At 64.2% G+C, this 24006-nt stretch carries 19 protein-coding genes; 10 read left to right on the top strand and 9 right to left on the bottom strand.

Annotation, left to right across the window (positions count from 1 at the left end):
• Positions 1-3: 3 nt before the first annotated feature.
• Entirely contained in the window at positions 4-1011 is a 1008-nt protein-coding gene (locus H9627_RS05775; RefSeq protein WP_191733063.1) for an alpha/beta fold hydrolase, read from the bottom strand.
• A gap of 19 nt (positions 1012-1030) precedes the next feature.
• Entirely contained in the window at positions 1031-1933 is a 903-nt protein-coding gene (locus H9627_RS05780) for an esterase/lipase family protein (protein WP_191733064.1), read from the bottom strand.
• Between the two features lie 200 nt (positions 1934-2133).
• Here H9627_RS05780 and H9627_RS05785 point away from each other — a divergent pair, with 200 nt between their 5' ends.
• Positions 2134-2640, top strand: a complete 507-nt coding sequence (locus tag H9627_RS05785; protein ID WP_225213521.1) for a MarR family winged helix-turn-helix transcriptional regulator — start codon at positions 2134-2136, stop codon at positions 2638-2640.
• 91 nt (positions 2641-2731) lie between these two features.
• Here H9627_RS05785 and H9627_RS05790 read toward each other — a convergent pair whose 3' ends face one another.
• Positions 2732-3565 (bottom strand): alpha/beta fold hydrolase, encoded by an 834-nt coding sequence (locus H9627_RS05790; RefSeq protein ID WP_318247763.1) that lies wholly within the window; start codon positions 3563-3565, stop codon positions 2732-2734.
• Between the two features lie 99 nt (positions 3566-3664).
• The gene (locus H9627_RS05795; protein ID WP_191733066.1) at positions 3665-4876 is read right to left on the bottom strand and encodes an MFS transporter; all 1212 of its coding nucleotides are present in this window, start codon (positions 4874-4876) and stop codon (positions 3665-3667) included.
• A 65-nt stretch (positions 4877-4941) separates the two neighbouring features.
• Between H9627_RS05795 and H9627_RS05800 the strand changes: the two genes are divergently transcribed.
• Both H9627_RS05800 and amn read left to right on the top strand, forming a co-directional pair.
• On the top strand, positions 4942-6366 hold the full coding sequence (locus H9627_RS05800; RefSeq protein WP_191733067.1) for a DUF2252 domain-containing protein: 1425 nt from the start codon (positions 4942-4944) through the stop codon (positions 6364-6366).
• Positions 6367-6447: 81 nt separating this feature from the next.
• Positions 6448-7872, top strand: coding sequence for an AMP nucleosidase (gene amn, locus H9627_RS05805; RefSeq protein WP_191733209.1), 1425 nt, complete (start codon positions 6448-6450; stop codon positions 7870-7872).
• Positions 7873-7944: 72 nt separating this feature from the next.
• Here the strand turns inward: amn and H9627_RS05810 are convergent, their stop codons facing one another.
• Positions 7945-8556, bottom strand: coding sequence for a PepSY domain-containing protein (locus tag H9627_RS05810; protein WP_191733068.1), 612 nt, complete (start codon positions 8554-8556; stop codon positions 7945-7947).
• 620 nt (positions 8557-9176) lie between these two features.
• Between H9627_RS05810 and H9627_RS05815 the strand changes: the two genes are divergently transcribed.
• Both H9627_RS05815 and H9627_RS05820 read left to right on the top strand, forming a co-directional pair.
• On the top strand, positions 9177-12698 hold the full coding sequence (locus H9627_RS05815; RefSeq protein ID WP_191733210.1) for a proline dehydrogenase family protein: 3522 nt from the start codon (positions 9177-9179) through the stop codon (positions 12696-12698).
• A gap of 195 nt (positions 12699-12893) precedes the next feature.
• Positions 12894-13832: an aldo/keto reductase gene (locus tag H9627_RS05820; RefSeq protein WP_191733069.1), complete on the top strand. Its 939-nt coding sequence runs from the start codon at positions 12894-12896 to the stop codon at positions 13830-13832.
• Between the two features lie 2 nt (positions 13833-13834).
• Here H9627_RS05820 and H9627_RS05825 read toward each other — a convergent pair whose 3' ends face one another.
• Positions 13835-14740, bottom strand: a complete 906-nt coding sequence (locus tag H9627_RS05825; protein WP_191733070.1) for an alpha/beta hydrolase family esterase — start codon at positions 14738-14740, stop codon at positions 13835-13837.
• A 217-nt stretch (positions 14741-14957) separates the two neighbouring features.
• Here H9627_RS05825 and H9627_RS05830 point away from each other — a divergent pair, with 217 nt between their 5' ends.
• The 5 genes from H9627_RS05830 (at position 14958) to H9627_RS05850 (ending at position 20238) form a co-directional block, all read left to right on the top strand.
• Positions 14958-16631: an AbgT family transporter gene (locus H9627_RS05830; RefSeq protein ID WP_225213522.1), complete on the top strand. Its 1674-nt coding sequence runs from the start codon at positions 14958-14960 to the stop codon at positions 16629-16631.
• Positions 16632-16658: 27 nt separating this feature from the next.
• Positions 16659-18041, top strand: coding sequence for a M20 family metallopeptidase (locus H9627_RS05835; protein WP_191733071.1), 1383 nt, complete (start codon positions 16659-16661; stop codon positions 18039-18041).
• A gap of 90 nt (positions 18042-18131) precedes the next feature.
• On the top strand, positions 18132-18518 hold the full coding sequence (locus H9627_RS05840) for a YidH family protein (protein WP_191733072.1): 387 nt from the start codon (positions 18132-18134) through the stop codon (positions 18516-18518).
• A gap of 9 nt (positions 18519-18527) precedes the next feature.
• Positions 18528-18854, top strand: a complete 327-nt coding sequence (locus tag H9627_RS05845; RefSeq protein WP_191733073.1) for a DUF202 domain-containing protein — start codon at positions 18528-18530, stop codon at positions 18852-18854.
• Between the two features lie 481 nt (positions 18855-19335).
• On the top strand, positions 19336-20238 hold the full coding sequence (locus tag H9627_RS05850; protein WP_191733074.1) for a PIG-L deacetylase family protein: 903 nt from the start codon (positions 19336-19338) through the stop codon (positions 20236-20238).
• Here the strand turns inward: H9627_RS05850 and H9627_RS05855 are convergent, their stop codons facing one another.
• From H9627_RS05855 to H9627_RS05865, 3 genes are all read right to left on the bottom strand, one after another.
• Positions 20239-20745, bottom strand: coding sequence for a SixA phosphatase family protein (locus H9627_RS05855; protein ID WP_225213523.1), 507 nt, complete (start codon positions 20743-20745; stop codon positions 20239-20241).
• A gap of 141 nt (positions 20746-20886) precedes the next feature.
• Positions 20887-22410, bottom strand: coding sequence for a mannitol dehydrogenase family protein (locus H9627_RS05860; RefSeq protein ID WP_191733076.1), 1524 nt, complete (start codon positions 22408-22410; stop codon positions 20887-20889).
• Positions 22411-22455: 45 nt separating this feature from the next.
• Entirely contained in the window at positions 22456-23856 is a 1401-nt protein-coding gene (locus H9627_RS05865; RefSeq protein ID WP_191733077.1) for an RbtT/DalT/CsbX family MFS transporter, read from the bottom strand.
• Between the last annotated feature and the right edge of the window lie 150 nt (positions 23857-24006).

Consider the following 24006-nt stretch of genomic DNA (forward strand, 5'->3'; position numbering starts at 1 on the left):
CCGTCACCGTTCCTCCACCAGGCGGGCGAGATCGGCACGCACCAGCGCGCGGACCCGGTGGTCGAAGGGCATGTTGGGGTGCAGCACCACGGCGTCGCTGTCCAGGTTCTCCACCCAGAGATTGCGGATACGGTGGGCATCCCCGGGGTCCTCGGCGGTGAGGAAGCAGGTTTCCGGGGGCTGGATGACGGTGTCGAAATGCGTCGCGATATTCGTGTACGTCACCCCCGGATCCAGATCACCGCCCTCATTGATCTTCTCGATGGTCTCGTGCCCGGTGATCAACTCCAGGCCTGCGCCACCGAACCAGGATTGCACCACCGACTGTGCCACCGCCTCACCCCGGTTGGTTTTCAATAAGGGACTGACCACCCCGCCCACCGTGGTGCCGTGGTGCGGACACGCCAGCGACACCAGGTGCCGCACCTTCGGGTACCCACCCAAAACACGCATCCAGTAGCGTGCCACCACACCGCCCTGGGAATGACCGACCAGGATTGCCTGCTCCGCACCCGTGGCACCGAGCACCGCATCCACATAGGCCCCGACCTGCTCCGCGGATGCACGCACCGGACCGGTGGCACGGGTGCCGAAGTCGGGGGCGAACACCGCCCACCCGTCACGGCGCAGGTCCGCACCCAGTTCCTGCCAGTCGCCCTTGGTGGTGCCGGTGCCGTGCACCAGGATCACCGGCCAGGGGCGCTCGGGCGTGGTGCGGGCCCGCCAGTCGTCCTCAAATAGACCACGGTGACGCGCGCGGGCAAGAAGGGGCAGGGAGGCGGTGGCGTCGTCGATAAGCGTGGCGCTGCGGCGGGGGTCCTCGGCGTAGTTGGTGATGATCTCCTGGACCACGTCCTCGGACAGTTCCGTCGCGGGTGGGGCCTGGTCGCCGGTGGGCAGGTTGCGCCACACCGCCTTGAGCGCGGCGGTGAGTTCGCGGCGCAGGTCGGGCAGCTTGGTGGGTTTGGACTGCGGAACAGACGGGGCAGACTGAACAGGCTGGGACGACATGTCCCCCAATCTAACCAGCTCACCCCAGACGGGCCACACGCTCCAACTCGGCGCGCACAATATCCAGCACCCGCGGATCACGCACCATGTCCTGGTGGCGGATCATCGCCCGCGGATAGGTGTCCTCCACCCAGATATTACGCACCCGGTTCGGATCCTCATCCCCGTTGACCTCCAAAAACGCCACCTCAGGCGGCTGAATGAACGGATCGAAATGCGTCGCGATGCAACTGTAGGTCACCCCCGGATCCAGATCCCCACCCGAGGCCAAGAACCTGATGATCTCCGTATCCCGCAGCTGCTCCATCCCGGTGGGCCCGAACATGCTCGTCATCAGCTGCTCCATCAGCCCCTCCCCGCGGTGGATCTTGGTCAGCGGATGCAGGATCCCACCCATAAGCGTGCCGTGGTTCGGCACCGCCAGGGAGATCATGTGGCGCACCTTCATATACCCGCCATAGGACCGCATCCAGTACCGGGCCACCACACCACCCTGCGAATGCCCCACCAGCACCACCTGGGCGGCACCGGTGACCAGCAGCACCGCGTCGATATACGCCCCGATCTGCGCCGCCGATTCCGCAATCGGCTCCGTTGCCCGCGTCCCGAAATCCGGTGCGAACACCGCCCATCCCTGCCCGCGCAGCTCCCGGCCCATCTCCTCCCAGGACCCCTTGTTGGCGCCTGAACCATGGAGCAGCACAATCGGCCACGGCCGCGCCTGCGTGGGCCGCGCCCGCCAGTCATCCTGGAACAACCCCCGCGGCTTCGACCGCGCCGACAACGGCAACCTGATATTGGTGGCGTGATCATAGAGCTCGCGTGTGATCTCCTCAGCGAAATCATCCTGCGGATTACGGCGAATCTTCGCCAACCCACGCTTCACGACACGGCGTACCCTGCCCGGATCTTGCTCTGACATGCGCTCACAATATCCCCCATAAGCGGATGGTGCAGGGCAAGAAGAACACGCGGGCACCCCGGGCAGGCACTCCGGGCGACGGTCTGCGCACGCACCCCGGGCAGGCGGTCAATCCGCTTATGGAGAGGTGCCCGCCGGTGGGCTCTAGTACCCTGGTTAGCACACAAGATGTACACAGACGGCAGGGCAGGGGACGTGAGATGAGAGACGTCGACGGGGAGCTGGATTTCCCCTCCTTCCGGGAATACAGCATGGCTGAGCTTGGCGAGGAGTTCGAGGGCACCGATCTGCGACCGACGGATCTGGTGATCATGCTCAACCGCACCGCCGGCATCGGTATGCGGATGGCGGAGGGCAGGGTTCACCGCCCGCGGGGGCTCAGCTGGAATGCGTTCAAGGTGCTCTACATCCTGTGGATGGTGGGGGATCGGGAACAGCACCGGGTGTCGGCGTTGGGCGGGATGAGTCGGGCAACAGCCTCCGCGGTGGTGAAGACACTGGTCAGAAGTGGGTATGTAGTGCAGGTGCCGTCGGAGGTGGATAAGCGCACGCACCTGCTGGCCCTGACGGAGACGGGCCAGGAGGTCGTCCGGGAGGTGTTTGTGGAGCAGAATGATCTGCTCACGGACTGGTCCAACCGCCTCACCCACACCGAGCAGGACATCCTGAAGATGCTGTTGACCAAGCTCATGGGCGACTCCAGCTGAAGTAGCCCTGTGCTTATCGACGCCCGCCCCACCCTCGTCCCCCACCCGGTCCGCGCGGGGTCACCGTCGGTGCGTGGCGGGTCACCGTCGGTTACCGTGCCCCGGTGCCGCCTGCGGCGGCATCGAGGAACCCCATGACCCGGGCCGCCAGATCGACGGGGTGTTCAAACATGGCGTAGTGGCCGGTGTCCGCGATGGTGCCCACCTGCATGCCCGGGTAGGTCCCTCCATAAGCGGATTCGATCGCCGCGACGGTCACCACCGGATCGCGGTCACCGGTGAGCAGCAGGATCGGCAGGTCACGGACACCCAGTTCGGAGGCGAAATCGCAGTCGGCCCACACGGACAGATAGTTGCCCACGGCATGGGGTCGGGTGTGCTGCCAGGAGTCCTGCGCCAGGTGGTTCACCCACGTGGCGGGAAGGCAGTTGCCGGTGGTCAGGTTGATGATCCGGCCACGAGACTCCACCTTGGTCGCCGCGGATTCAAACAGGGTGCGCTGTTGCTCGTTGAGGGGTGTTCCCGAGGCCGGCACCGGTGAGATGCCCACCAGCGCCACCGGTGGGGTGGGCATGTCGAGCAGGACCCGCTGCATGATCACCGCCCCCATGGAATGCCCCACCACCGACACCTGTGGCGCCTCCAGTCGCTGCACATAATCCACCACCTCCCCGGCGATCTCCGCGAGGCTGAACACCCCGGTCTCGTCCCGGCGGGTTCCATAACCGCGGTATTCGAAGAAGTGCCAGGTGAACCGGTCGGCGTCCAGGCAGTCGGCGAACGGCCCCCAGTTCCCGGCCCGACCGAACCACCCGTTGAGCATGATCACGTGGTGCGGGCCCTGGCCCCTGACCACCGCGTGTGAGGGGCGGGCCTCCTTGCCGGAGAGGGTGGTGGCGAAGGATTCAACCATTGATTCGGACACGGTGGCCTCCATAAGCGGGACGACAGGCAGACGGCCACTATCAAAGTGGTGTAGGTCACCATATTCTACGTGGAGTCGCCCCCGTGTGCAGCCACCAGTTCACCGGGCCGGCAGGTAACCCCGCCTGATCTGGAGGGCGCGCACCACCGCGGACCCCACCGCCAGGGCGGAGAGAACCAGCAGTGGCAGCACGGCACCCCACACCGGCATGAGCGCATCCAGCAGCACCGGCAAACCGAAACCCAGGTAGGTGAACACATAGTAGATGCCGATCGCCGTGCCGCGCCGGGCCGGTGGGGTGTAGGCCTCGATGCCGAGCAGTCCCTCGCGCAGGCTCAACCCATAGGCCGCACCGAGGATCGGGGCCGCCAGCACGAAGACCCACACCGGGGCCACCTCCCCGCCATAGGCGACCAGGGCAAACCCGAGGGCGGCCAGCAGGGCACCGACGATGCCGGAGATCCGGCCCCAGCCGAACCGCCGCCCGAGGGCCTGTACACCCAGGCCCACACTGAAGGACAACACCGAGGCCATGCCCGGCAGCAGGACGCCGTTGTCGAAATTCGAGGAGGTCCGCGCGGTGAGGATCACCAGGGAGGTGGTCACGGTGCTGAACACCCAGATGGCCATGGGCAGGGAGACCGCCAGCGCCTTGGACATGCTGCGCGACTCGGTGCGCGATGTGTCCCGGGACTGGGTGTGCGGGGCCTGGGGGTTCGTCGACAAGCGTGGGGTGGGCGCCGGCACGGGGGCGCGCACGTCGCCTACGATCGTGGCGAAGATGACCGCCGCCACGGAGAACAGGCAGGTCACCGCGAAGGGGACGGTCACCACCAGGTCGCCCGGCAGGGTGAAAGCCAGCAGGCCGGACGCGATCGGACCGAGCGCAAAACCGCTGGTCAACGCGATACCGGCGGAGGTCACGCCGTGTGCCCCGCGCAGACGCCCCGCCCACGCTGTGCCCGCACTGACCGCCAGGCCCACGCCCAGGCCGACGATGAACCGCCCGACCAGCAGGCCGGCTCCGTCGTGCGAGAACATCAGACTCAGGTTGCCCGCGGCGGCACCCACCGCACCGGTGAGCACCACCGGCCGCGCCCCGAAGCGGTCGGCCAGCACACCGCCGCCGAGCAGGCCCGGCAGCAGGCCGAGGGCATAGATGCCGAAGGCACTATTGAGCAGCATGCTCGAAATACCGAGCTGCTCCCGCAGCACCATGATCATGGACGCGAAATGATTGGCAGCCCATCCTGCGCTGAGAAGCAGCAGGATCACACCCAGGAAAACTCGGTTGACCCGACGATCAGACATAGAACCAACCTTCCACAGAGTGCCCGTCCCCGCACCGGAATCCGGAAAGTGAATAGGCTCAAACCATGGATACCAAAAACCTGCTCGCCCATGTGGCCAAGTTCGGTTTGCCGGCCCCCGACCACCCCGACATCCCCCGCTACGTCCAGCACCGGGATGGGTTCACCCAGCTGGCGCAGTCCCTGGCCAACGGTGCCGTCCCCATCCCGCCGCGCCTGCTCCACGGACGCGACCGCCGACGCCACATCCGCAACACCATCATCGAGGACCACGTGGTGCGCATGCAGCTCGTCCCCGATGCGGTGCGCAGCAAACTCGACGACCTCGCCTCCGATCCCTTCCTCTTCTTCCGCGGCACCGCGCTGCTGTTCTACCGCGACCTGGTGGGCAGCGACCTCCACCTGCCCGTGGTGCCCGTGGTCGGTGATGTGCACCCGGAGAACTTCGGCATCCTCCCCGGCGGCGACGGCCAGCCGATCTTCAGCGTCAATGACCTCGACGAGGCCTGGATGGCCCCGTTTACCTGGGATGTGGAACGCGGCGCCGTGGGATTCGGCCTGGCCGCGCAACTGGCGGGCGCGAAGAAAAAGAAGGTGGCCAAGGTGATCCGCGCCTTCATCGAGGGGTATTTCACCTCCATAGGCGAATGCCTCGAGGACCCCTCCCGCGCCGAACAGCGTTTCATCGCCGCCGATGTACCCAAGGTGATCCGCCCGTTCTTCCGCAAGGCCCAGCGCGACCGGGACGGGTTCCTGGCCAAACGCATCGATTTCGAGTCCATGACCTTCCGCGAGGACGACCGAACCCACCGCCACCCGGAATTCCTCGACGCACTGGAACCCGCGCTCACGGCCTATGCTGACTCCCAGGACCGCACCCTCACCGTGCACGACCTGGCCATCCGCCAGGGATCGGGCACCGCGTCCCGCGGCCTCACCAGGTTCTGGTTTTTGGTCGAGGAGCTTGTCGACGACCAACCCCACCACCTCATTCTCGAGATGAAGATGTCCCGCGCCTCCTCCCTGGAGGGCCTGGTCCCGGACCCGGAGGGCGACTGGATCCCCGACTCCCCGGCCGAACGCATCGCCATGGCCTTCAACGCCTTCGTGAAAGACGGCGACCCCTACTACGGCTTCACCGACATCGCGGGCATCAGCTTCCTCGTGCGCGAACGCGGGCCGCAGAAGGTCAACATCAGCACCGGTGTCATGGACAAGGATGACCTGCGCGACTACGCAGAGGTGTGCGGCCGGGTGCTGGGCATCCAGCATGTGCGTGCCGACGGGGCCTGGCAGGAGGCGCGGCAGAAGGCGTCGACAAGCTCCGGTGAGCAGCCGGCCGAACCGCTCGCCCAGCGCATCACCCGGGCCGCCTCGGGCGAGGTGTTCCGTGCCGACACCGAGGAATTCGCCGTGGACTACCTCGACCGGCTCACCGGCGATTATGAGCTCTTCCGCGAGGACCTGCAGCGTGGGGCGTTCGGTTGGTGAGGGCAGGATCCCGCGCCTGCGGATAATCTGGGCCCCATGACTACTTTCCCTGACACCCCAGAAACCACACCCGTTTCCTCTATGGAGGCTATGGACAGCATCGACGAGGCCATCGACCGGTTGAAGGAGATCTACACCAACTCCACGGACCTAGCGAAGAGGACGTTGGAGAATGGTGACTACGCCGCCTATGCGGATGTGGTGTATCCGAAGCTGGTGGTGGAGGTGTTGCAGTGGAAGCCGATCGATCGTACGGAACCGTTCGGGTATGTGGATCAGGCGGGGCGCTTTTCGGCGGTGTTGTCCAAACCGCACATCATGGAGCGGTATCTGCGGGAGCAGTTGGAGCGGTTGACGGGGAATTATCCGTGCCGGATTGAGGTGGGGCCGTCCGATATCCGGATTCCGCCGGAGTACATCCGTGATGCGCCGTCGGCGACGGAGGCGCGTCGGGCGGGTGATGTTGCGGAGATCATTCCGCGTCCGACCCTGGATGAGGTCCATGATGCGATCATTGATGGTGAGTGGGAGGCCTTCAACGGGGAGGAGCACCCGCTGTTCCATTTCGGGCCGCAGCGTTTCGATATCGCCTGTGCCCGCATCGAGCATTACACCGGCATCGAGGTGGATCATGTGCAGAAGTACATCCTGTTCACCAACTATGCGATGCACACCACCGAGTTCGTCAGTTTCGGGTTGGGGGAGCTGAGCAGGGAGGGGTCGAAGTACACGGCGTTGACCCTGCCGAATGGTGAGGTGATCACCCGGGACACGGTGGAGGAGATCCATGGTCTGGGTGGGGTCACGGCGATTGATCTGGCCAGCCGGTTCCAGATGCCGCGGTTTGATCTGACCACCGACGAGGGGGATGGCCTGACCATCATCAATATCGGTGTGGGTCCGTCCAACGCCAAGACGATCACCGACTGCCTGGCGGTGCTGCGCCCGGAGGCGTGGGTGATGATCGGTCACTGCGCCGGACTGGATGCCCGCATGCGTATCGGTGACCTCATCCTCGGCAACGCCTACCAGCGCGAGGACCACATCCTGGACCGTCGCATCCCGCTGGGCAACCCGATCCCCGCCATCCCCGAGATCCAGAAGGCCCTCGAGGCCAGCGTGGATGAGATCTACGGCGATGACAATGACCTCATGCGCACCGGCACCGTCCTGTCCACCGATGACCGAAACTGGGAGTGGCACACCCCGCGCAAACTGTGGGAGTGGTTCAACGGGTCCACGGCGGTGGCCATCGACATGGAATCCTCCACCCTGGCCACCAACGGGTACCGCTACCGCATCCCCTATGGAACGCTGCTGTCGGTCTCTGACCTGCCGCTGCACTCGGTGCCGAAGCTGCCCGCCCAGGCGCAGGCCTTCTACTCCAACTCCAAGGAGGCACATGTCATGTGTGCGGTGCGCGCGATGGAATACCTGGCGATGGACCCGGAGCGCCTGCGCACCCGCAAGCTGCGCCGCACCTTAGGTGAGGTGCCGTTCCGTTAACCGGGTGCTTGTCGACGCCCCCCCCGCCACCCATAGGGGAGCGGGAGGGAGCGTCGTCACGCTTAGTTACGCTTAATTCGCCAGAACGGTGAACTCGGTCAGATCATTGCGCTCGACATCGTCGAGGTCGATCTGCCACTCCAGTCGGCCGTCCTCATCCTCGAGGGAGGCTTCATCCACGACTCCGTCGGGGTGGGCCTCCAGTGCCTGGGTGATGGCATCGGAGATGGTGACGGTGGCCTCCTGGGCGCGACGGACATCCTCGGCATCGTCATTATCGCGGTCGGATTCACGGACCTCACCAGCGGCGGTATCCACATCGAGTTCGAGGACCTCCTCACCGACCACCACGTCGATCTCGTAGGCCTCGGTGTCATCCTCGCGGTCGATGTCGATGATGATGCCGTCAGCATGTTCTGCCATCACCAGGTCGATGGCATCGAACACGATGTCGCGGTCAGCGGTGGCATCCGCATCAGACACGGCGGTCTGGGTTTCGGTGGCCACCCCGCTGTCGGTGGTCTCCTCTGCGGTGGTGGTCTCCTCCGTGGTGGCGTCGTCAGAGGTGACCACGGTGGTTTCGGTGGCGGTGGCATCCGAGTTGCCGGAATCATCACCGCAGGCCGCGAGGCTGAGGGACAGGCCGGCGACGGCGGTGAGGGTGAACAGTTTGCGTGTGAACATGGGTACTCCTTCTTGTCGATCCCTCCCCAGGGCGGGTTCGGGAAACCATATGAAGTTGTTCGATCTCACTGTCACCCCCACGGTTCGCCGATGATCAGGGCCCGGGGGAGGGGATATTGAACGGCGGGTGCCCGGAATGGAGCACAGCCTCTATGTCGGGGGTCACACCACCCGAGGGTACTTAAATGATCACATGGTTCGCAGACGCACCCCCACGCCGGTACACCATGGGGTGCTGAGAGGTGGGGTTGCGTCCCTGCGCAGATAGCGTTTCTGCGGTGTGCCGCATTGCCTCCCCCATGAACCCCGAGATCCTGTCCCCAGAAAGCAGTACTGATCTCTGGGTTAACTTCCGCGGTCTCTGGGAACAGGAACTCGGGGTTAAGGCGGCGACTATCCCGGTTGAGGCTAGTGCCCCCGCCCCGGGGACGGCGGGTGACCACATCAGCACTTGTCAGTATGTTGGGGGTCATAACGACCGAGACAACTGGTGCGGATCACATGATGGGCGTGTGTCAGTACGTTCTGTCGTGGGGTCCGGACCCAGAAACACGGCCCGGGATGTAACCAACCCGGGAGAGCAGGGAGCGAGCACCATGACCGCAACCACAGAGAATTCCATGAAACTGCCCATCGAACTGGCCACGCTGACTGACCAGGCGGTGGTGAAGGTCCGGGACTGGTTGGACTATGCGCAGCAGGAAAGCGTGCCCAATCCCACCGCGGAACGTCTGGCGGCGATCCTCCAGGACCCGAATGGCCTGGAGTTCACCGTGGGGTTCGTCGACCGGGTGGTGCGCACCGAGGACATCCACGCGGCAGCCCGCGCACTCAATGACCTGGGCAGTATCGCCCCGGCGACCATGTCCTTCATTGACCGCGCCCAGATTCAGGCTGGTTCCCTGGTGGGGCGTGCCCTGCCGCATGTGGTGGTTCCGGCTGCCCGTGCGCGCATCAGGCAGATGGTCGGTCACATGATTGTCGACGCCCGCGACAAACCCTTCGGCCGTGCCGTCGCGGAACTCCAGGGTGATGGCAACCGCCTCAACATCAACCTCCTCGGTGAGGCCGTGCTCGGTGAGAAGGAGGCGCTCAAACACCTGGAGGACGCCCGTCGGCTCCTGGGCCGGATGGACGTTGATTATGTCTCCATCAAGGTCTCGTCGGTGGCCTCGCAGATCTCGCTGTGGGGATTCGATGAGACGGTGGAGGCCGTCGTCAAGCGTCTGACACCTTTATATAAGGAGGCCGCCGCGGCCGCCGGCACACCCGGTGGCACGAAGTTCATCAACCTGGACATGGAGGAATACGGTGATCTGCGTCTGACCATCGAGGTGTTCAAACGCCTGATGTCCCTGCCCGGGGTGGAGACCCTCGAGGCGGGTATCGTCCTGCAGGCCTACCTCCCGGATGCGCTCGCGTCGCTGCAGGAACTGGCGGAGTTCGGCGCACAACGCGTGGGCGACGGTGGCGAGCCCATCAAGATCCGCCTGGTCAAAGGCGCGAACCTGCCTATGGAGCATGTCCACGCCGAGATCGCCGGATGGCCGGCGGCCACCATGCCCAGCAAACAGGCTACCGACGCCAACTACAAACGCGTGCTGTGGTGGGCGCTGCGTCAGGAGAACATGACCGGCCTGCGCCTCGGGGTGGCCGGACACAACCTCTTCGACATCGCCTTCGCGCACCTGCTGTCCATAGAGCGCGGTGTGGCCGACAAGGTGGAATTCGAGATGCTCCAGGGCATGGCTTCCGACCAGGCGCGCGCCGCCAGCCGGGATGTCGGCCAGTTGCTGCTCTATGTCCCCGCGGTGCGCCCGCAGGAATTCGACGCCGCCATCTCCTACCTGGTGCGCCGCCTGGAGGAGAACGCCGCCAGTGAGAACTTCATGTCCGTCATCTTCGACCTCGAGGCCGACAACCCCGCCTTCCGCCGCGAGGAGGATCGGTTCCGCGCCTCCGTAGAGGATCTCGCCGAGCTTCTCGACGCCCCCGTGCCCGGCCCCAACGACACCCAGGACCGTGGCGCACAGGAGGCCGAAACCCTGGAGGCAGCCGGCGACCGGGCCCGTGAACTCGACACCACCCGGGCACCTGACCAGCTCCCGCCTTTTGCCAACGAGCCCGACACCAACCCCGCACTCACCGCCAATCAGCAGTGGGCACGCGCCGCCATCGAGCGCAGCGCCGACGAGGGCTGGCTGGAGCAGCAGACCGCACCGCTGTCCGTGGAGGAAGAGGATATCGACGCCCTCATCGAGGGCACCCGCGCGGCGGCCGCCGAGTGGGCCGCACTCCCGCCTATGGAGCGCGCCCGGATCCTGTACCGCACCGCCGACATCCTGGCCGCCCGCCGCGGGCACCTGGTGTCCATCGCGGCCGCCGAGGTGGGCAAGGTGGTCGAACAGACCGACCCGGAAATCTCCGAGGCCATCGACTTCGCCCGCTACTACGCCCACCGTGCCCTGGAACTGGAGCAGGTGGACAACGCCGACTTCGCCCCTGACCGGGTTGCAGTGATCACCCCGCCGTGGAATTTCCCCATCGCCATCCCGGCCGGATCCACCTTCGCGGCACTCGCTGCGGGTGCGGGTGTCATCCATAAGCCGTCGAAGCCCAGCCAGCACTGTTCCGCGGCCGTGGTGGAGGCACTGTGGGAGGCGGGTGTGCCCAGGCGGGTGTTGCACTGCGTGTACCCCGCGAGCCGCGATGCGGGCCGCAGATTGGTGAGCCACCCGAAGGTGGACCGGGTGATCCTCACCGGGTCGTCGGAAACCGCCGCGATGTTCGCGTCCTGGCGCCCTGACCTGCAGATCAATGCGGAGACCTCCGGTAAGAACGCCATGGTGATCACCCCCGCTGCGGACCGTGACCTGGCGGTCGCGGACCTCGTGCACAGCGCCTTCGGACATGCCGGCCAGAAGTGTTCGGCGGCCTCCCTCGGCATCCTGGTGGGCACCATGTACACCTCGGAGCGCTTCCGCAGCCAGCTTGTCGACGCCGCCTCCTCCCTCGTCGTGGACTGGCCGACCAATATGTCCGCCACCGTCGGACCACTGACCGAACAGCCCAGCGACAAACTCCGGCACGCCCTGACCCAGCTGGAGCCGGGGGAGCGGTGGCTGCTGGAACCCAAACCCCTCGATGACTCCGGTCGCCTATGGAGGCCCGGCATCAAGGAGGGTGTGCAGCCGGGCTCCTTCTTCCACCTCACCGAGGTGTTCGGACCCGTCCTGGGTCTGATGAAGGCCGATGACCTCGAGCAGGCCATCGAGTATCAGAACGCCGTGGAATTCGGCCTGACCGGTGGCATCCAGAGCCTGGACATCGATGAGGTGCGCACCTGGGTGGATGCCGTGGAGGTGGGCAATGTCTACGTCAACCGTGGGATCACCGGTGCGATCGTGGAACGCCAGTCCTTCGGCGGGTGGAAGAAATCCTCGGTGGGTCTGGGCTCCAAGGCCGGTGGCCCCAACTACGTCATGCTTATGGGGCAGTGGTCGGATCAGCCGGCCAAGGATGCGCCGGTGAAGTCGTCGCCGCTGATCAACAAGTGGATGGATACCCTCTCACCCGATGACATCACCTGGCTGGAGCAGGCCAACGCCAGCGATGCACGGGCGTGGACCTCTGAGTTCGGTACCCCGCGTGACCCTTCCGGGTTGGAGGCGGAGGCCAATATCTTCCGCTACCGTCCGGCGAAGGTGGTGCTGCGCATCGCCGATGACGCCGAGCCCCGCGAGGTGGCGCGCGCGGTTCTCGCGGCGCACCGGGCGGGCGCGGAGCTGACGGTCATGGTCGGACCCGGGGTCGGCGGTGGGGTACGCGAGGTGCTTGCCGATGCGTCGACAAGCGTGGAGACCATCGACGATGCCGTCTTCATCACCCGCCTCCTGCGCGGCGACTACGACGACGGCACCGGCGCGCGTGTGCGCGTGATCGGCACCGTGACTCCATTCCAGCGCGAGCGCCTGGCGGTGCGGCCCGAGGTGGCGATTCTCGACGATCCCGTCACCTCATCCGGGCGCGTCGAGCTGCGGTACTGGCTCAAGGAGCAGGCCGTGTCGATGACCCTGCACCGCTTCGGCAACCGTTCCGAGGCCTTCCATAAGCTGGCGGCCGATTTGAAACGTCTGCTGTGAGCTGGGACGATGGCGCGAGGTAATGGTCATATGTCGATTTTTGGCCGGAAAATCAACATGTTTACGGGATATGTTTAAGTCCTCAACATATCGGCCCGCGAGAACGCCCACCCCACCCCGGCAGCTGCTTGATGGTTCAAGTGATGCTGTTAGGGTGGGGCTCCGTTACGTCTGGCATATAGAAGGAGAAACCCCATGGCCGTAATCCCGGGCACCGATTTCGATATCTTCCCGCTCAACCTCGGCGGCAACACCTTCGGGTGGACCACTGATGAGCAGCAGTCCTTCGCCGTGTTGGATGCCTTCCGTGAGGCTGGCGGCAACTTTGTCGACACCGCCGACATGTACTCGGTGTGGGCCGAGGGCAACGCGGGTGGCGAATCGGAGCGGGTGTTGGGCGCCTACCTCCGGGCGCGTGGGGGAGCGGATGATCTGATCATCGCCACGAAATCCGGCGCCCTGGAACCCCACACCGGCCGGACCCGTACCGCCACCACTGCTGCCGTGGATGCCTCCCTGACGCGCCTGGGTGTGGACACCATCGATATCTTCTACCATCACCACGACGAAGACTCGGTCTCCATAAGCGAGCAGATCGCCATCGCCGAGGACCTCATCGCCGCCGGTAAGATCCGCCACCTCGCGCTGTCCAACTACAGTCCGGAACGCCTGCGGGACTTCTTCGAGCAATCCGCCGATTCCCCGGCCCGTCCCGTCGCCATCCAGCCGCAGTACAACCTGCTGACCCGCCGGGATTATGAGACCGGCATCCGTCCGGTCGTGGATGAGTTCGGTCCCGCGGTGTTCCCGTATTTCGCGCTGGCCTCCGGCCTGCTGACCGGCAAGTACTCCTCCCGCGAGGATCTTGCCGGCCGGGCTCGTCAGGGGTTCGCCGAGGGCCTGGCCACCGACGATGCCTTTGTGGTGGTCAACGAGCTGCGCGCCGTCGCCGGGGAGCTCGGCGCGGCACCTGCCACCGTCGCGTTGGCCTGGCTGCTGGCCCGCGGGGTCACCGCGCCGATCGCCTCAGCCACCCGCGTCGACCAGCTGCCCGACCTCATGGCCGCCCCGACGCTCGTGCTTGACGAGCACCACCTCACCCGCCTCGACAACGCCTCCGCTGCGTTCGCGTAAACCTACTGCCGCTGCAGGAAACCCCAGCTGATATCCGCCACTGAGGGGGTATAGGACCACTCGTGGCCCCCGTCGCCAATCCGCACAAACTCGGTGGGTGTCGCGCAGAACGCCGGTCGGAAGGTGGTGCTGTTGGGGTGCTCGTGAACCTGGTTCACCGCCGACACGGTGCAGTGGTTGCGTGCGGCGATGGATTCGAATGCCGCGTAGGCGCCCTGGTAGTGGGCACCGTGGCGGGTGCCACCCCAGTAGTTCATGAGGGTGTCGTTGGTGCCGTGGATGATCAGTGCGGGAACCCCGCCGCGGGGGTTGCAACCGGTGACTGTCGGATCGTAGTAGGCACCGGCGACGGAGGCGGTGGCGTCGACAAGCTCAGGGGCGTGGCACCCCAGCGCGGTCGCCATGCCGCCCCCGTTGGACATGCCGACGGCGTAGACGCGACCCCGATCGCCACCGTGGTGGGCGGTCACATCATCCACCGCGGTGCGCACATAGGCGATGTCCTGCGCCATGGTCGTGGAGGCATAGGGGGCACCGGCCCACGAATTGTCCACCCCCTGGGCGTAGATGATGATGGCCCCACCGGCGGTGGCCTGCTCCAACCCGGCATACGACCGGAAGTTGGTGGCGGAATCGCCCTTGCCGCCGAAGGCCAGAACGACCGGGTAGGTCCGCGCCGGATCACGGTTCTCGGGCAGTTTGACCAGGTACTCGCGGTGCATACCGTCCTGGGTGAAGGACGCGTGAAGGAGGTTGGTGCTCACCACTTCAGTGGTGGGAGCGGACTGGGTGGCGGGTGCCTGGGGATGTGCCTGGGCGACTGCGGGTGCTGCCGGCGCCACGGCAAGTGCTGCACTGGTCATACCGGCGGCGAGGGTGAGGGTCAGGGTACGGAAGGGATGCTCCATGCCCCGCCATGATAGTGACGCAGGCCACGGGGTGCATTCGTCTGTCGATCGGTGAAAGACGGTGATTGGCAACGCATTCCGGAAATGGTCTGCCGGTAACATTTATGTAACGCTTTAAGGCATATATGGCCAGATTCCCGGACCGCTCATAGTCTTCAACTCATCCGGGGATTGCCTCATCCGGGGTATCCCACCTCAAGTGCAGAAGGTCAGGACTATGAGTGCTGAGAAGGACAATATACACGGCCCACCCGCCCCGGAGGGGAGAGCCGGATCCACGGCCGCCACAGCTACCGAAAGTTCCGGGGAGGCCAACCCGGACGCCCCCACCAGCGCACTGGGTAAGTGGAGCGATAAATTCCTCAGCGGTGTGGAGCGACTCGGCAACAAACTGCCCACGCCCTTCACGCTCTTTTTGATCCTGTTCCTGTTCACCGCGATCGCGTCGTCGATCATGGCGTGGATGGATGTCTCGGTGATCGTGCCGGGTTCCGATGAGGAGCTGTTCATCAGGGGTCTGTTCACCGGCGAGGGCATGACCTGGCTGACCGTGAACCTGGGAGCCAACTACATCGGTTTCCCACCGCTGGTCACGGTGCTGCCGATCCTGCTCGCCGTGGGTGTGGCGGAACGCTCCGGCATGCTCTCCGCGCTGATCCGCAAGTTGTTCGGGTCGGCGAAGAAACTGGTCCTGCCCTATGCGGTGGGTGTCATCGGGGTGACCGCCTCAGTCATGGCGGATGCCGCCTTCGTGGTGGTGCCCCCGCTGGCGGCCATGGTGTTCAAGGCCGCCGGCAGGCACCCGGTGGCGGGTTTGCTGGGTGGTTTCGCGGCGGTGGGTGCGGGTTATTCCACCGCCCTGGTGCCCACCAGCCTGGATGCCCTGTTCGCGGGTATTACCAACGCCGTGATGGAAACCCTCCCCGGCCTGGAGACCACCGAGGTCAACCCGGTGTCCAACTACTACTTCAACATCGCCGCATCGATTGTGCTGGGCATGCTGTGTGGTTTCCTCATCGACAAGGTGCTGGAGCCGCGCATGTGGCGTCAGAAGGTCACCACCGACTACGCGGTCACCGACTCCGGCGCGGATGATCCGGCCCGCGAGGACGAGATCTCCCCGACGTTGACCGCGCACGAGAACCGTGCCCTGGCGGTGTCCCTCTGGACGACCCTGTTGGTGTCCATCCTGGTGGTGGTCGTGGTCCTCATCCCGAACTCCCCGTGGCGTAACGAAGGTGGTGGCTTCCTGCCGCAGTCACCGTTGTTGAGTTCCGTGGTATTCATCGTGTTCCTGCTCTTCATGGTCATGGGCATCGCCTATGGAGTGGTGCTGGGCACGATCAAGAGCATGGAGGATGTCGTCCGCATGATGGGCGAATCCATCAAGGACATGCTGGACTTCCTGGTGCTGGCGTTCATCCTGGGTCAGTTCGTGGCGCTGTTCAACTGGACCGGCATCGGCACCTTCACCGCGGTGCAGGGTGCCGCCGGGCTGGAGGCCATCGGTCTGACCGGGTTCTCCGCGATCCTGGCGTTCATCATCCTGGCGTCCCTGCTGAACCTGCTGATCATTTCCGGTTCGGCGATGTGGACGCTCATGGCTGCGGTGTTCGTACCCATGTTCGCGCTGCTGGGGTATGAACCCTCGTTCGTGCAGGCAGCCTTCCGCGTCGGTGACTCCGCCACCCAGGTGATCACCCCGCTGAATCCGTACATGATTGTGATCCTGGGTCTGCTGCGCCGCTACGAACCCGATGCGGGTCTGGGTACCCTCATGTCCCGTCTGATCCCATTTGTCATCCCGTTCTGGCTAGCATGGGCATCACTTCTGGCGATCTGGTTCTACGCAGACCTGCCCCTGGGGCCCGGATCGGGCATCTTCCTGTAACACACGCGCGACCCACCGAAGGACACTATGAGCAGCCAACCACTTCCACCACCGACCACGTACCTGGATTACATGGAGGAGGGGATCGCCCGGCGTAAGGCCGAGGCGGAGGCGCTCATGGCGGCCGCCGAGGGGGTCCTCGCGGACTACCCCGGGCAGACCGTGTTGTGGCGTGATCTCCAGGAACGTGGGGAAACCCTGCGGGATGATCTCCGCGACATCGCCTTCGACCTCCACGACCACCCCGAGGAGGCCTTCGAGGAGTTCCATGCCAGGCAGGTGATCGTCGACAAGCTCACGGCGCGCGGGTTCACCGCTGAGACGGGCGTCTACGGCGTGGAGACCGCCCTGGAGGCGAGCTGGACCACCCAGGGGTATGACGCGACGCGTCATCCCACCATCGCCATCCTCGCCGAATACGATGCGCTGCCCGAGATCGGGCACGCGTGCGGGCACAACATCATCGCCGCCGCGGGTGTCGGCGCGTTCCTCACCGCGACGGCCGTGCTTGCCGACGCCGAACGCACCGCCCCCGACGGCCTCGGCTTCGAGGGACGTCTCGTGCTGCTGGGCACCCCCGCCGAGGAGGGCCACTCCGGCAAGGAATACATGATCGCCGGCGGTGCCTTCGAGGGCATCGACGCCGCCATCATGATCCACCCCTTCGCCTACGACATCGCCGAACACGTCTGGGTGGGACGACGCACCATGACCGCCACCTTCCACGGGGTCTCCGCGCACGCCTCCGCCCAGCCGTTTATGGGCCGCAATGCCCTCGATGCGGCGAGCCTGGCCTACCAGGGACTTGGTATGCTGCGTCAACAGATGCCACCGAGCGACCGCCTCCACGCGATCGTCACCGAGGGCGGCAACCGCCCCAGCGTCATCCCGGATGCGGCGAAGATGGCGGTGTATGTGCGGTCCCTGCTGCCTGAGGCGCTGGTGGAGTTATCCACCCGCGTCAACGATGTCATGGAAGGCGCCGCGAAGATGGCCGGGGTCGGCCTGGAACTGAACTGGGACATCCACCCGGCCAGCCTCCCGGTACGCAACAACCACGTCCTGGCCACCCGCTGGGCCCGCACCCAACAGCTGCGGGGCCGCACCGCCCTACCCGCCGGGATCCTGCCCGACACCCTGGCGGCCTCCACCGACTTCGGCAACGTCTCCCACATCATCCCCGGCATCCACCCCATGGTGAAGATCTCCCCGGAGAATGTTGCCCTGCACACGAAGGAATTCGCCGTCTACGCCCGCACCGAGGAGGCCGTGGATGCCGCGGTGGACTCCTCCATAGGCCTGGCGCAGGTGGCGGTCGATGCCCTGGCCGACCCCCAGCTACTCGCCGCGGCCCGCGCCGAGTTCGAGGCCACCGGTGGGGTGCTCAAGGTGGCCGACTATATGGAATGATCTCCCTCAGGTGCGGTTGGGTCGTAGAATGCTGGTTGCCGATGATCCAGACCTCATGGCTGATATCGGCTGACCGGGAGGACAGTGCTCATGACCAGTGACAGCGAGAACGACGACCGTGGCCGTTTCGCCCGGGCGGTCTTCCCCGACGGGCAGGAACCGGATCCCCGGTTCACCCTGGCCAATGAACGCACCTTCCTCGCCTGGACCCGCACCTCCCTGGCCTTTCTCGCCGGTGGCATCGCCTTCGAGGCATTCCCCATAGAGAACCTGGACCCGTCGCTGCGCACCGGCATCGCGGTGTTCATCATCGCGGTGGGCATGCTCATCGCCGCCGGTGCCGCAGGTCGGTGGATGAATGTGGAGCGGGCGATGCGCAACGGCCGTCCCCTGCCGGTACCGGCCATCGTGCCCCTGCTGTCCCTGTCCGCACTCATCGCCGCCGCAGCTGTCCTCGTCCTCTTCTTCACCGGGTAGGGGACCCTGATGTACCTGGAACCCCTCCATAAGGATCCTGGCCTCCAGCCCGAGCGCACGACCCTGTCCTGGACCCGGACCACCATCTCCCTGGCGGTGTGCACCGCGGTGCTGCTGCGGTGGACGAATTTCTATGGGGCGGCCATTCTCATTCCGGTGGTGATCCTGGTGGCCCTGGCGATGTTCATCCTGGTCACCCAGCGGATCCGGTACACCAGGCAGTCCCTGGGCATTGTGAGTGAACGGGTGCCACCCAACCTCGTGGGGGTGGGTGCACTGACGCTGACGATGCTGGCCTTCGGTGCTACGGGGATCTTCTTCGTCACGGCCCACTGACCGCCCACTCACCGGGTATCCGGAGGGGCGATCGGCCCTCCATAAGCCACCCCCAATGGTCACATTAACCCCACGAGTGTGTAACGAGTTGATAACATTTGTTGCGGGGGGTTTCATCCTAGCGATAGAGCTGCAAACATAACCCGTATCACCCCGCATCGATGTGGGAATCGGTTCCGGGGGTGAAGAAATTCTCTGATCGGTGTCGTAATCTTGCTAGCGGATCGATGTTCATCGAGGGCCCATTATCCGGAGCCCCCGGCCAGAGAAATCTTCCGCGGTGGATCCCCATAGGGCATCCACCGCGGAAGTTTTTTGTGTGACCAGCTGGTTTTCGGGGTTAGCATGGTCTGATGTGGGGGAGGAATGACCTCCCCACCTGCAGACATGAAGCATAGGTCTGACTTACACTCAGGGGAATTATGTGAGACGCTTGAAAAATCATATAAGTGGTAAATGACGGTACAGGGAAGGGGTGCTCATGACTGGTGTGGTGGTGGCGTGCGGCGTCCTCGGGCTCTTCCTGTTCCTCCTGCTCTGGATGGTTCCTGTACGGCGGAAGGTGATGAGACGGTTCCGTTCCAGCACACCACTCCTGTGGTGGATGCAGGGGTTATCCCTCCTGGTTGCGGTGTTCGCGCTGGTGACCGTCATCTGGTTCCCCGGTGATTCGCTTATGGAAGCAGTGGCAGTCGGGATGGCGGTGTTGTTCCTGGCCGTTGGTCTGGGCGCACTCGACCGGTTGCGGTTGCTCACGCAGACAGCCGTCAACCGGCGCGTCTACATGATGGTTGCGGCGCACCCGGGTGACCTGGTCTATGGAGCCGGTGGCACCATCGCCTCGTTGTGGGACTGTGGTCATAATATTCATGGTCTCACTGTCACCAATGGGCGCAGCGGGGAGGATGTGGATCTGCTTCCGCAACGCACCCGTGACTGGGCGCGCTTCCTGGGTTGTAATTCGATGACCTTGGGTAACATCCCGGTGGAGCAGGCGGAGCAGGATTATGACACGATCCTGGAGCTCATCGGGGATCAGATCCGGCGGCATCAACCCGATGTCATCATCACGCATTCCCCGCATGATTCCGATCCGGTGCGGCAGGCGGTGTCCCAGGCGGTGATGCGGATGTCCAACCCGCGTCAGGCCGTGCTCGGTTTGCGATCAGAATCCGGCACCGCCGACTTCCGACCGGCCCAGACCTATGACATCGTCGACTATCTGGACATGAAAAACATCATCGTGGCCCAGTACCACCAGGAATGGGACCGCACGGATGTTCAGGAGACCTATGAGGTTCTCCGGCAGGGGAGCGGGGTTCCCCTCCCGGGCTGTCCGGTGGATGAAACCACCACCTGTGGCGCGACTGACCAGCCGGGGTGACTAACCCCGGGGAATGACAAAGTCCGTGAGCTGAGCCAGGTCATCAGCCAGGGTCTTCCACGGTGTGTCGAACTCCAGGACGGCGATGGCGCTGGTGGGGAATTTCTTGTCCATCTGCGCCCACCCGGGATGTTCATCCTCGGCACCGAGGTGGTGCGCGAGTTCCACCACGCCGGGCCAGTGCCCCACAAACAGTGCGGTACCCACCGATTCCGGTAGTCGCAGGATCAGGTGCTCGAAGTAGGAGACCTCGGTTTCGTAGATCTCGTCGTGGTAGTGCACATCCTTCGCCACGGCCCCGCCGGCCTGGGCGCGTTCCCAGGTCAGGCGGGTACGCGTGGCTGTGGAACACAGCACGTGGTCAACCGGGCCGATGTTCTCGGCCAGCCACTGGCCGGCGGCCTTGCCGTCGCGGTGTCCACGCTTGTTCAGCGGGCGCGCATGATCCGGCTCCGGTTCGGCCCAGGAGGATTTGGAATGGCGCAGAATAACCAGGCGATGAGACATGGGCCTCATGATAGCCCGGAAAACCTCACCCCACCTGGCAACCAGTCCAGCTCCATAGAGGGCAGCGCACGACCGCCGCCCCACGACGGTTCACCCGCTTGACGACGACCCCCTCAGGGCTTTTCGTCGACAAGCGTGTTTTTAGACGGTGACCTTTGCAAGAAGCATGTCCAGGGTGGCCTCGGCGCCGTGTTCATGTAATGAGGTGAGTGCCTCGGTGTAAGCGGCGGTGAAGTCGGGTGAATCGATGAGATCCCCGAACAGGCCACGGTCACGAAGGAAGGCGAGCACATCCTCGTGATTGCGGGAGGCGTTCTCCCTCACACGATCCACGAGTCGGTCCACCACAGTGATCGGCTGGCCGTCCTCGTCGATACCCTCCGCATAGCGGGCCCAGGAGGCGATGATCGCGGCGGACAGTCTGATTTCACCCCCATTGGCTAGATTCTCTTGAATCACGGGCAGCAGCCACTTGGGGATGCGGTCGGAGGATTCGGCGCACAGACGTGCCACTGTGTCCTTAACTGAGGCATTGCCGAACCTGGCAATGAGCTGGTGACGGTAGGAATCCAGGTCCACGTCAGGCAACGCCTGCAGGGTCGGGGTGGCCTCGCGTTCCATATAGGCGAGCAGGAACTCACGGAAACGTCGGTCTGACATGACCTCGTCCACCATCCGGTGGCCAGCGAGGTAGCCAAAATAGCACAGGCCCTGGTGGGAGGCGTTGAGGAGACGAAGCTTCAGCAGCTCATAGGGTTCGACATCAGCGACCACCTGGACACCGGCCTGCTCGAAGGCGGGACGGCCGATGGTGCCATCGGGATCGGCTGTGAAAGTGTTTTCCAGTACCCATTGCGTGAAGTCCTCCGCGACCACGGGCCAGGCATCTTCATAACCGGTGGCCAGCACATCGGCACGATCCGCATCGGTGGTCTCCGGGGTGATGCGGTCCACCATGGAATTGGGGAACCGGACATTATCCGCTACCCAGGCGCCTAGCTGGGGGGAGACAGAGTCAGCGAAAGCCATGAAGAACGTGGCCGCCAACTCACCGTTACCCTGGATATTATCGCAGCTCATGATGGTGAAAGGTGCAGTATCAGCAGCGCGTCGGGTGATCAATGCTGCAGTGATGAGTCCGAAGAAGGTCTGCAGTCCCGAATAATCACCGGCGCGGATCATGTCCCGGTCCTGCGTGATGCGGGGATTGGAATGGTCGAAGTTGCCTGTGGCGGGATCAATGTTATATCCACCCTCGGTGACGGTGAGGGAGACAATGCGGATTCGCGGATCGGCGAGGGTTTCTACGGCGGCAGTTGGATCGTCCGGTGCAAACACATAGTCAACAATGGAGCCGATGATGCGCTGTTTCCTGGAGTTATCCGGGGCTTTGGTGGTCAGCGTGTACAGGTGATCCTGTTTTTCTAGTGCATCGCGCATCCGGGCATCCGATGGCATGACACCCATGCCGATGATGCCCCAGTCCAGTGCTGTGCCCTCATTCATCAGGGAATCCAGATACATGGCCTGGTGTGCGCGGTGGAAACCGCCGACGCCGAAGTGGACGATGCCCGGTGTGACCTGGGTGCGGTCATAGGTTGGAATGGCCACACCGGTGGCGGCTGTGATGGCGGGAAGATGAGCGGTAGTGAGCTGCAGGGGCATGGGTTTCTCCTTGAAGTACCGAAGGTGTGCGGCTGATGGGTGTGTTTAGGGTGCGATGTTGCTGGTGGTGATGTGCTTATCCACGGTTGCTGTTTCCTCCGTGGGGTTGTTTCTGGCGAGGTCAGTGATCTCTGCGCCTTCCTCCAGAGCTGGGACACCGTCGAAACCTGGCTGGGTGCCACGCAGCTGAAGTGTCATCCAACCGGAGATCAGGTAGAGGCCGATCATGATGAAAATGAGACCGGTGGCGCCGATGAGCGGGTGGAAGACCGCCACCAGGAGCGGACCGACAGCCACTGCTCCACCCACTCCCAGGTTGTAGGTGGCCATGGCAGCACCGGGGTGTTTCGGATCAAGGGATACCGCGATGGCTGACAGGGGAACGAAGCCTGCCAGTGAGATGCCGAAAAGAGCACCCGCCACGATGGTGATACCGAAGACCAGGCCATCGCTCAGGCCTGCCCGGACACCGATGAGCGGAGTGAAGTACACCAACGCCAGGGTGGCTGCGCCGCCTATGGAACCAGCCCAGAAGACCGTGCGGGCCCACCCATAGCGGTCGCCGAAGTTGCCGAAGAAGGGATTAAACGGCAGGTTCACGGCATAGATGACGGTGGTGAGGATGAGGAACCACCCCAGCTGCCACCGGAGATCTTCGGTAAAGAAGGAGGGGAAGAACACTGCCATGGCATAGGTGGGGATGGAGTTGATGGTGCGGATGCAAGTGACAAAACGGGCCCGGCGATCATGGCGCAGCAGCGTGAAACCCTGTCCGAGAGTCTGGGTGACATCCTCAGGGTTTGATACCAGTGGATGGCGGCCACGGCGTTCCTTCACGCCCAGCAGGGCAATGAGGGAACCGATGACCACCAGTACCAGCGAGACCCACAGGGTTTGATAGAAACTGAGGTCTACCCACTGCATGGAGATGGTGGCTACCAGTGCGCCCAGTGTGGGCAGGCCTGCCGAAAAGGCCACATAGAACCAGCCCACGCTGGTTCCCAGCTGTTTCGGGGATGCGGTGGCGGTGATCCAGACCAGGAATCCGTAGGCAAAGAAGGGGTATCCGAAACCACGGAGCCCGTAGGTGAGGAAGATGAGCCAGGTCTGGTCAGTGGTTAGTGCCACTGCGAGGAAGGCGAGCTCGAAGATGATCCAGATTGCAGCACCGAGGATCATTACTTTCCGTGGCCCCCATAGATCAGAGAGCGCTGCTGCGAAGAAAGCTGCAATAGCAACGGCCACACCGTAAACGGTGATCAGGCTGCCGGCCAGCGAGACACTGAAGCCATGTTCGGAGCTGAGGAAGGGTTCGAGGATGTTGGTCTCTACGCCGTCGCCGATCATGAAGATCGTGAGGCCGATGAAGCCGAAGATCAGTGCCCGGGGGACGCCGAGACGATCCAGAATGCCCGGTTGTGTCGCCGGTACCTGTGGAGTGGACATGTTGTCACCTTTGTTAGGTTTGTTAGATGCGGTGGGGAAAAACTGTGCCGAGTAGAGATTATTCACATTTTGGTGGTGCAGATCACGTGAATCTATCACTAATCTAACGTCATTATGTTGGCTAAAAGCAATACCCAACACAAAAATGTT

It is taken from the genome of Corynebacterium gallinarum, assembly GCF_014837045.1.
GTDB lineage: Bacteria > Actinomycetota > Actinomycetes > Mycobacteriales > Mycobacteriaceae > Corynebacterium > Corynebacterium gallinarum.

Excerpts from the sequence above, each read along its gene's own strand:
- H9627_RS05775 (WP_191733063.1), bottom strand. The coding sequence starts at position 1,011 with ATGTCGTCCCAGCCTGTTCAGTCTGCCCCGTCTGTTCCGCAGTCCAAA.
- H9627_RS05780 (WP_191733064.1), bottom strand. The coding sequence starts at position 1,933 with ATGTCAGAGCAAGATCCGGGCAGGGTACGCCGTGTCGTGAAGCGTGGG.
- H9627_RS05785 (WP_225213521.1), top strand. The coding sequence starts at position 2,134 with ATGAGAGACGTCGACGGGGAGCTGGATTTCCCCTCCTTCCGGGAATAC.
- H9627_RS05795 (WP_191733066.1), bottom strand. The coding sequence starts at position 4,876 with ATGTCTGATCGTCGGGTCAACCGAGTTTTCCTGGGTGTGATCCTGCTG.
- H9627_RS05800 (WP_191733067.1), top strand. The coding sequence starts at position 4,942 with ATGGATACCAAAAACCTGCTCGCCCATGTGGCCAAGTTCGGTTTGCCG.
- amn (WP_191733209.1), top strand. The coding sequence starts at position 6,448 with ATGGAGGCTATGGACAGCATCGACGAGGCCATCGACCGGTTGAAGGAG.
- H9627_RS05810 (WP_191733068.1), bottom strand. The coding sequence starts at position 8,556 with ATGTTCACACGCAAACTGTTCACCCTCACCGCCGTCGCCGGCCTGTCC.
- H9627_RS05815 (WP_191733210.1), top strand. The coding sequence starts at position 9,177 with ATGAAACTGCCCATCGAACTGGCCACGCTGACTGACCAGGCGGTGGTG.
- H9627_RS05820 (WP_191733069.1), top strand. The coding sequence starts at position 12,894 with ATGGCCGTAATCCCGGGCACCGATTTCGATATCTTCCCGCTCAACCTC.
- H9627_RS05825 (WP_191733070.1), bottom strand. The coding sequence starts at position 14,740 with ATGGAGCATCCCTTCCGTACCCTGACCCTCACCCTCGCCGCCGGTATG.
- H9627_RS05830 (WP_225213522.1), top strand. The coding sequence starts at position 14,958 with ATGAGTGCTGAGAAGGACAATATACACGGCCCACCCGCCCCGGAGGGG.
- H9627_RS05835 (WP_191733071.1), top strand. The coding sequence starts at position 16,659 with ATGAGCAGCCAACCACTTCCACCACCGACCACGTACCTGGATTACATG.
- H9627_RS05840 (WP_191733072.1), top strand. The coding sequence starts at position 18,132 with ATGACCAGTGACAGCGAGAACGACGACCGTGGCCGTTTCGCCCGGGCG.
- H9627_RS05845 (WP_191733073.1), top strand. The coding sequence starts at position 18,528 with ATGTACCTGGAACCCCTCCATAAGGATCCTGGCCTCCAGCCCGAGCGC.
- H9627_RS05850 (WP_191733074.1), top strand. The coding sequence starts at position 19,336 with ATGACTGGTGTGGTGGTGGCGTGCGGCGTCCTCGGGCTCTTCCTGTTC.
- H9627_RS05855 (WP_225213523.1), bottom strand. The coding sequence starts at position 20,745 with ATGTCTCATCGCCTGGTTATTCTGCGCCATTCCAAATCCTCCTGGGCC.
- H9627_RS05860 (WP_191733076.1), bottom strand. The coding sequence starts at position 22,410 with ATGCCCCTGCAGCTCACTACCGCTCATCTTCCCGCCATCACAGCCGCC.
- H9627_RS05865 (WP_191733077.1), bottom strand. The coding sequence starts at position 23,856 with ATGTCCACTCCACAGGTACCGGCGACACAACCGGGCATTCTGGATCGT.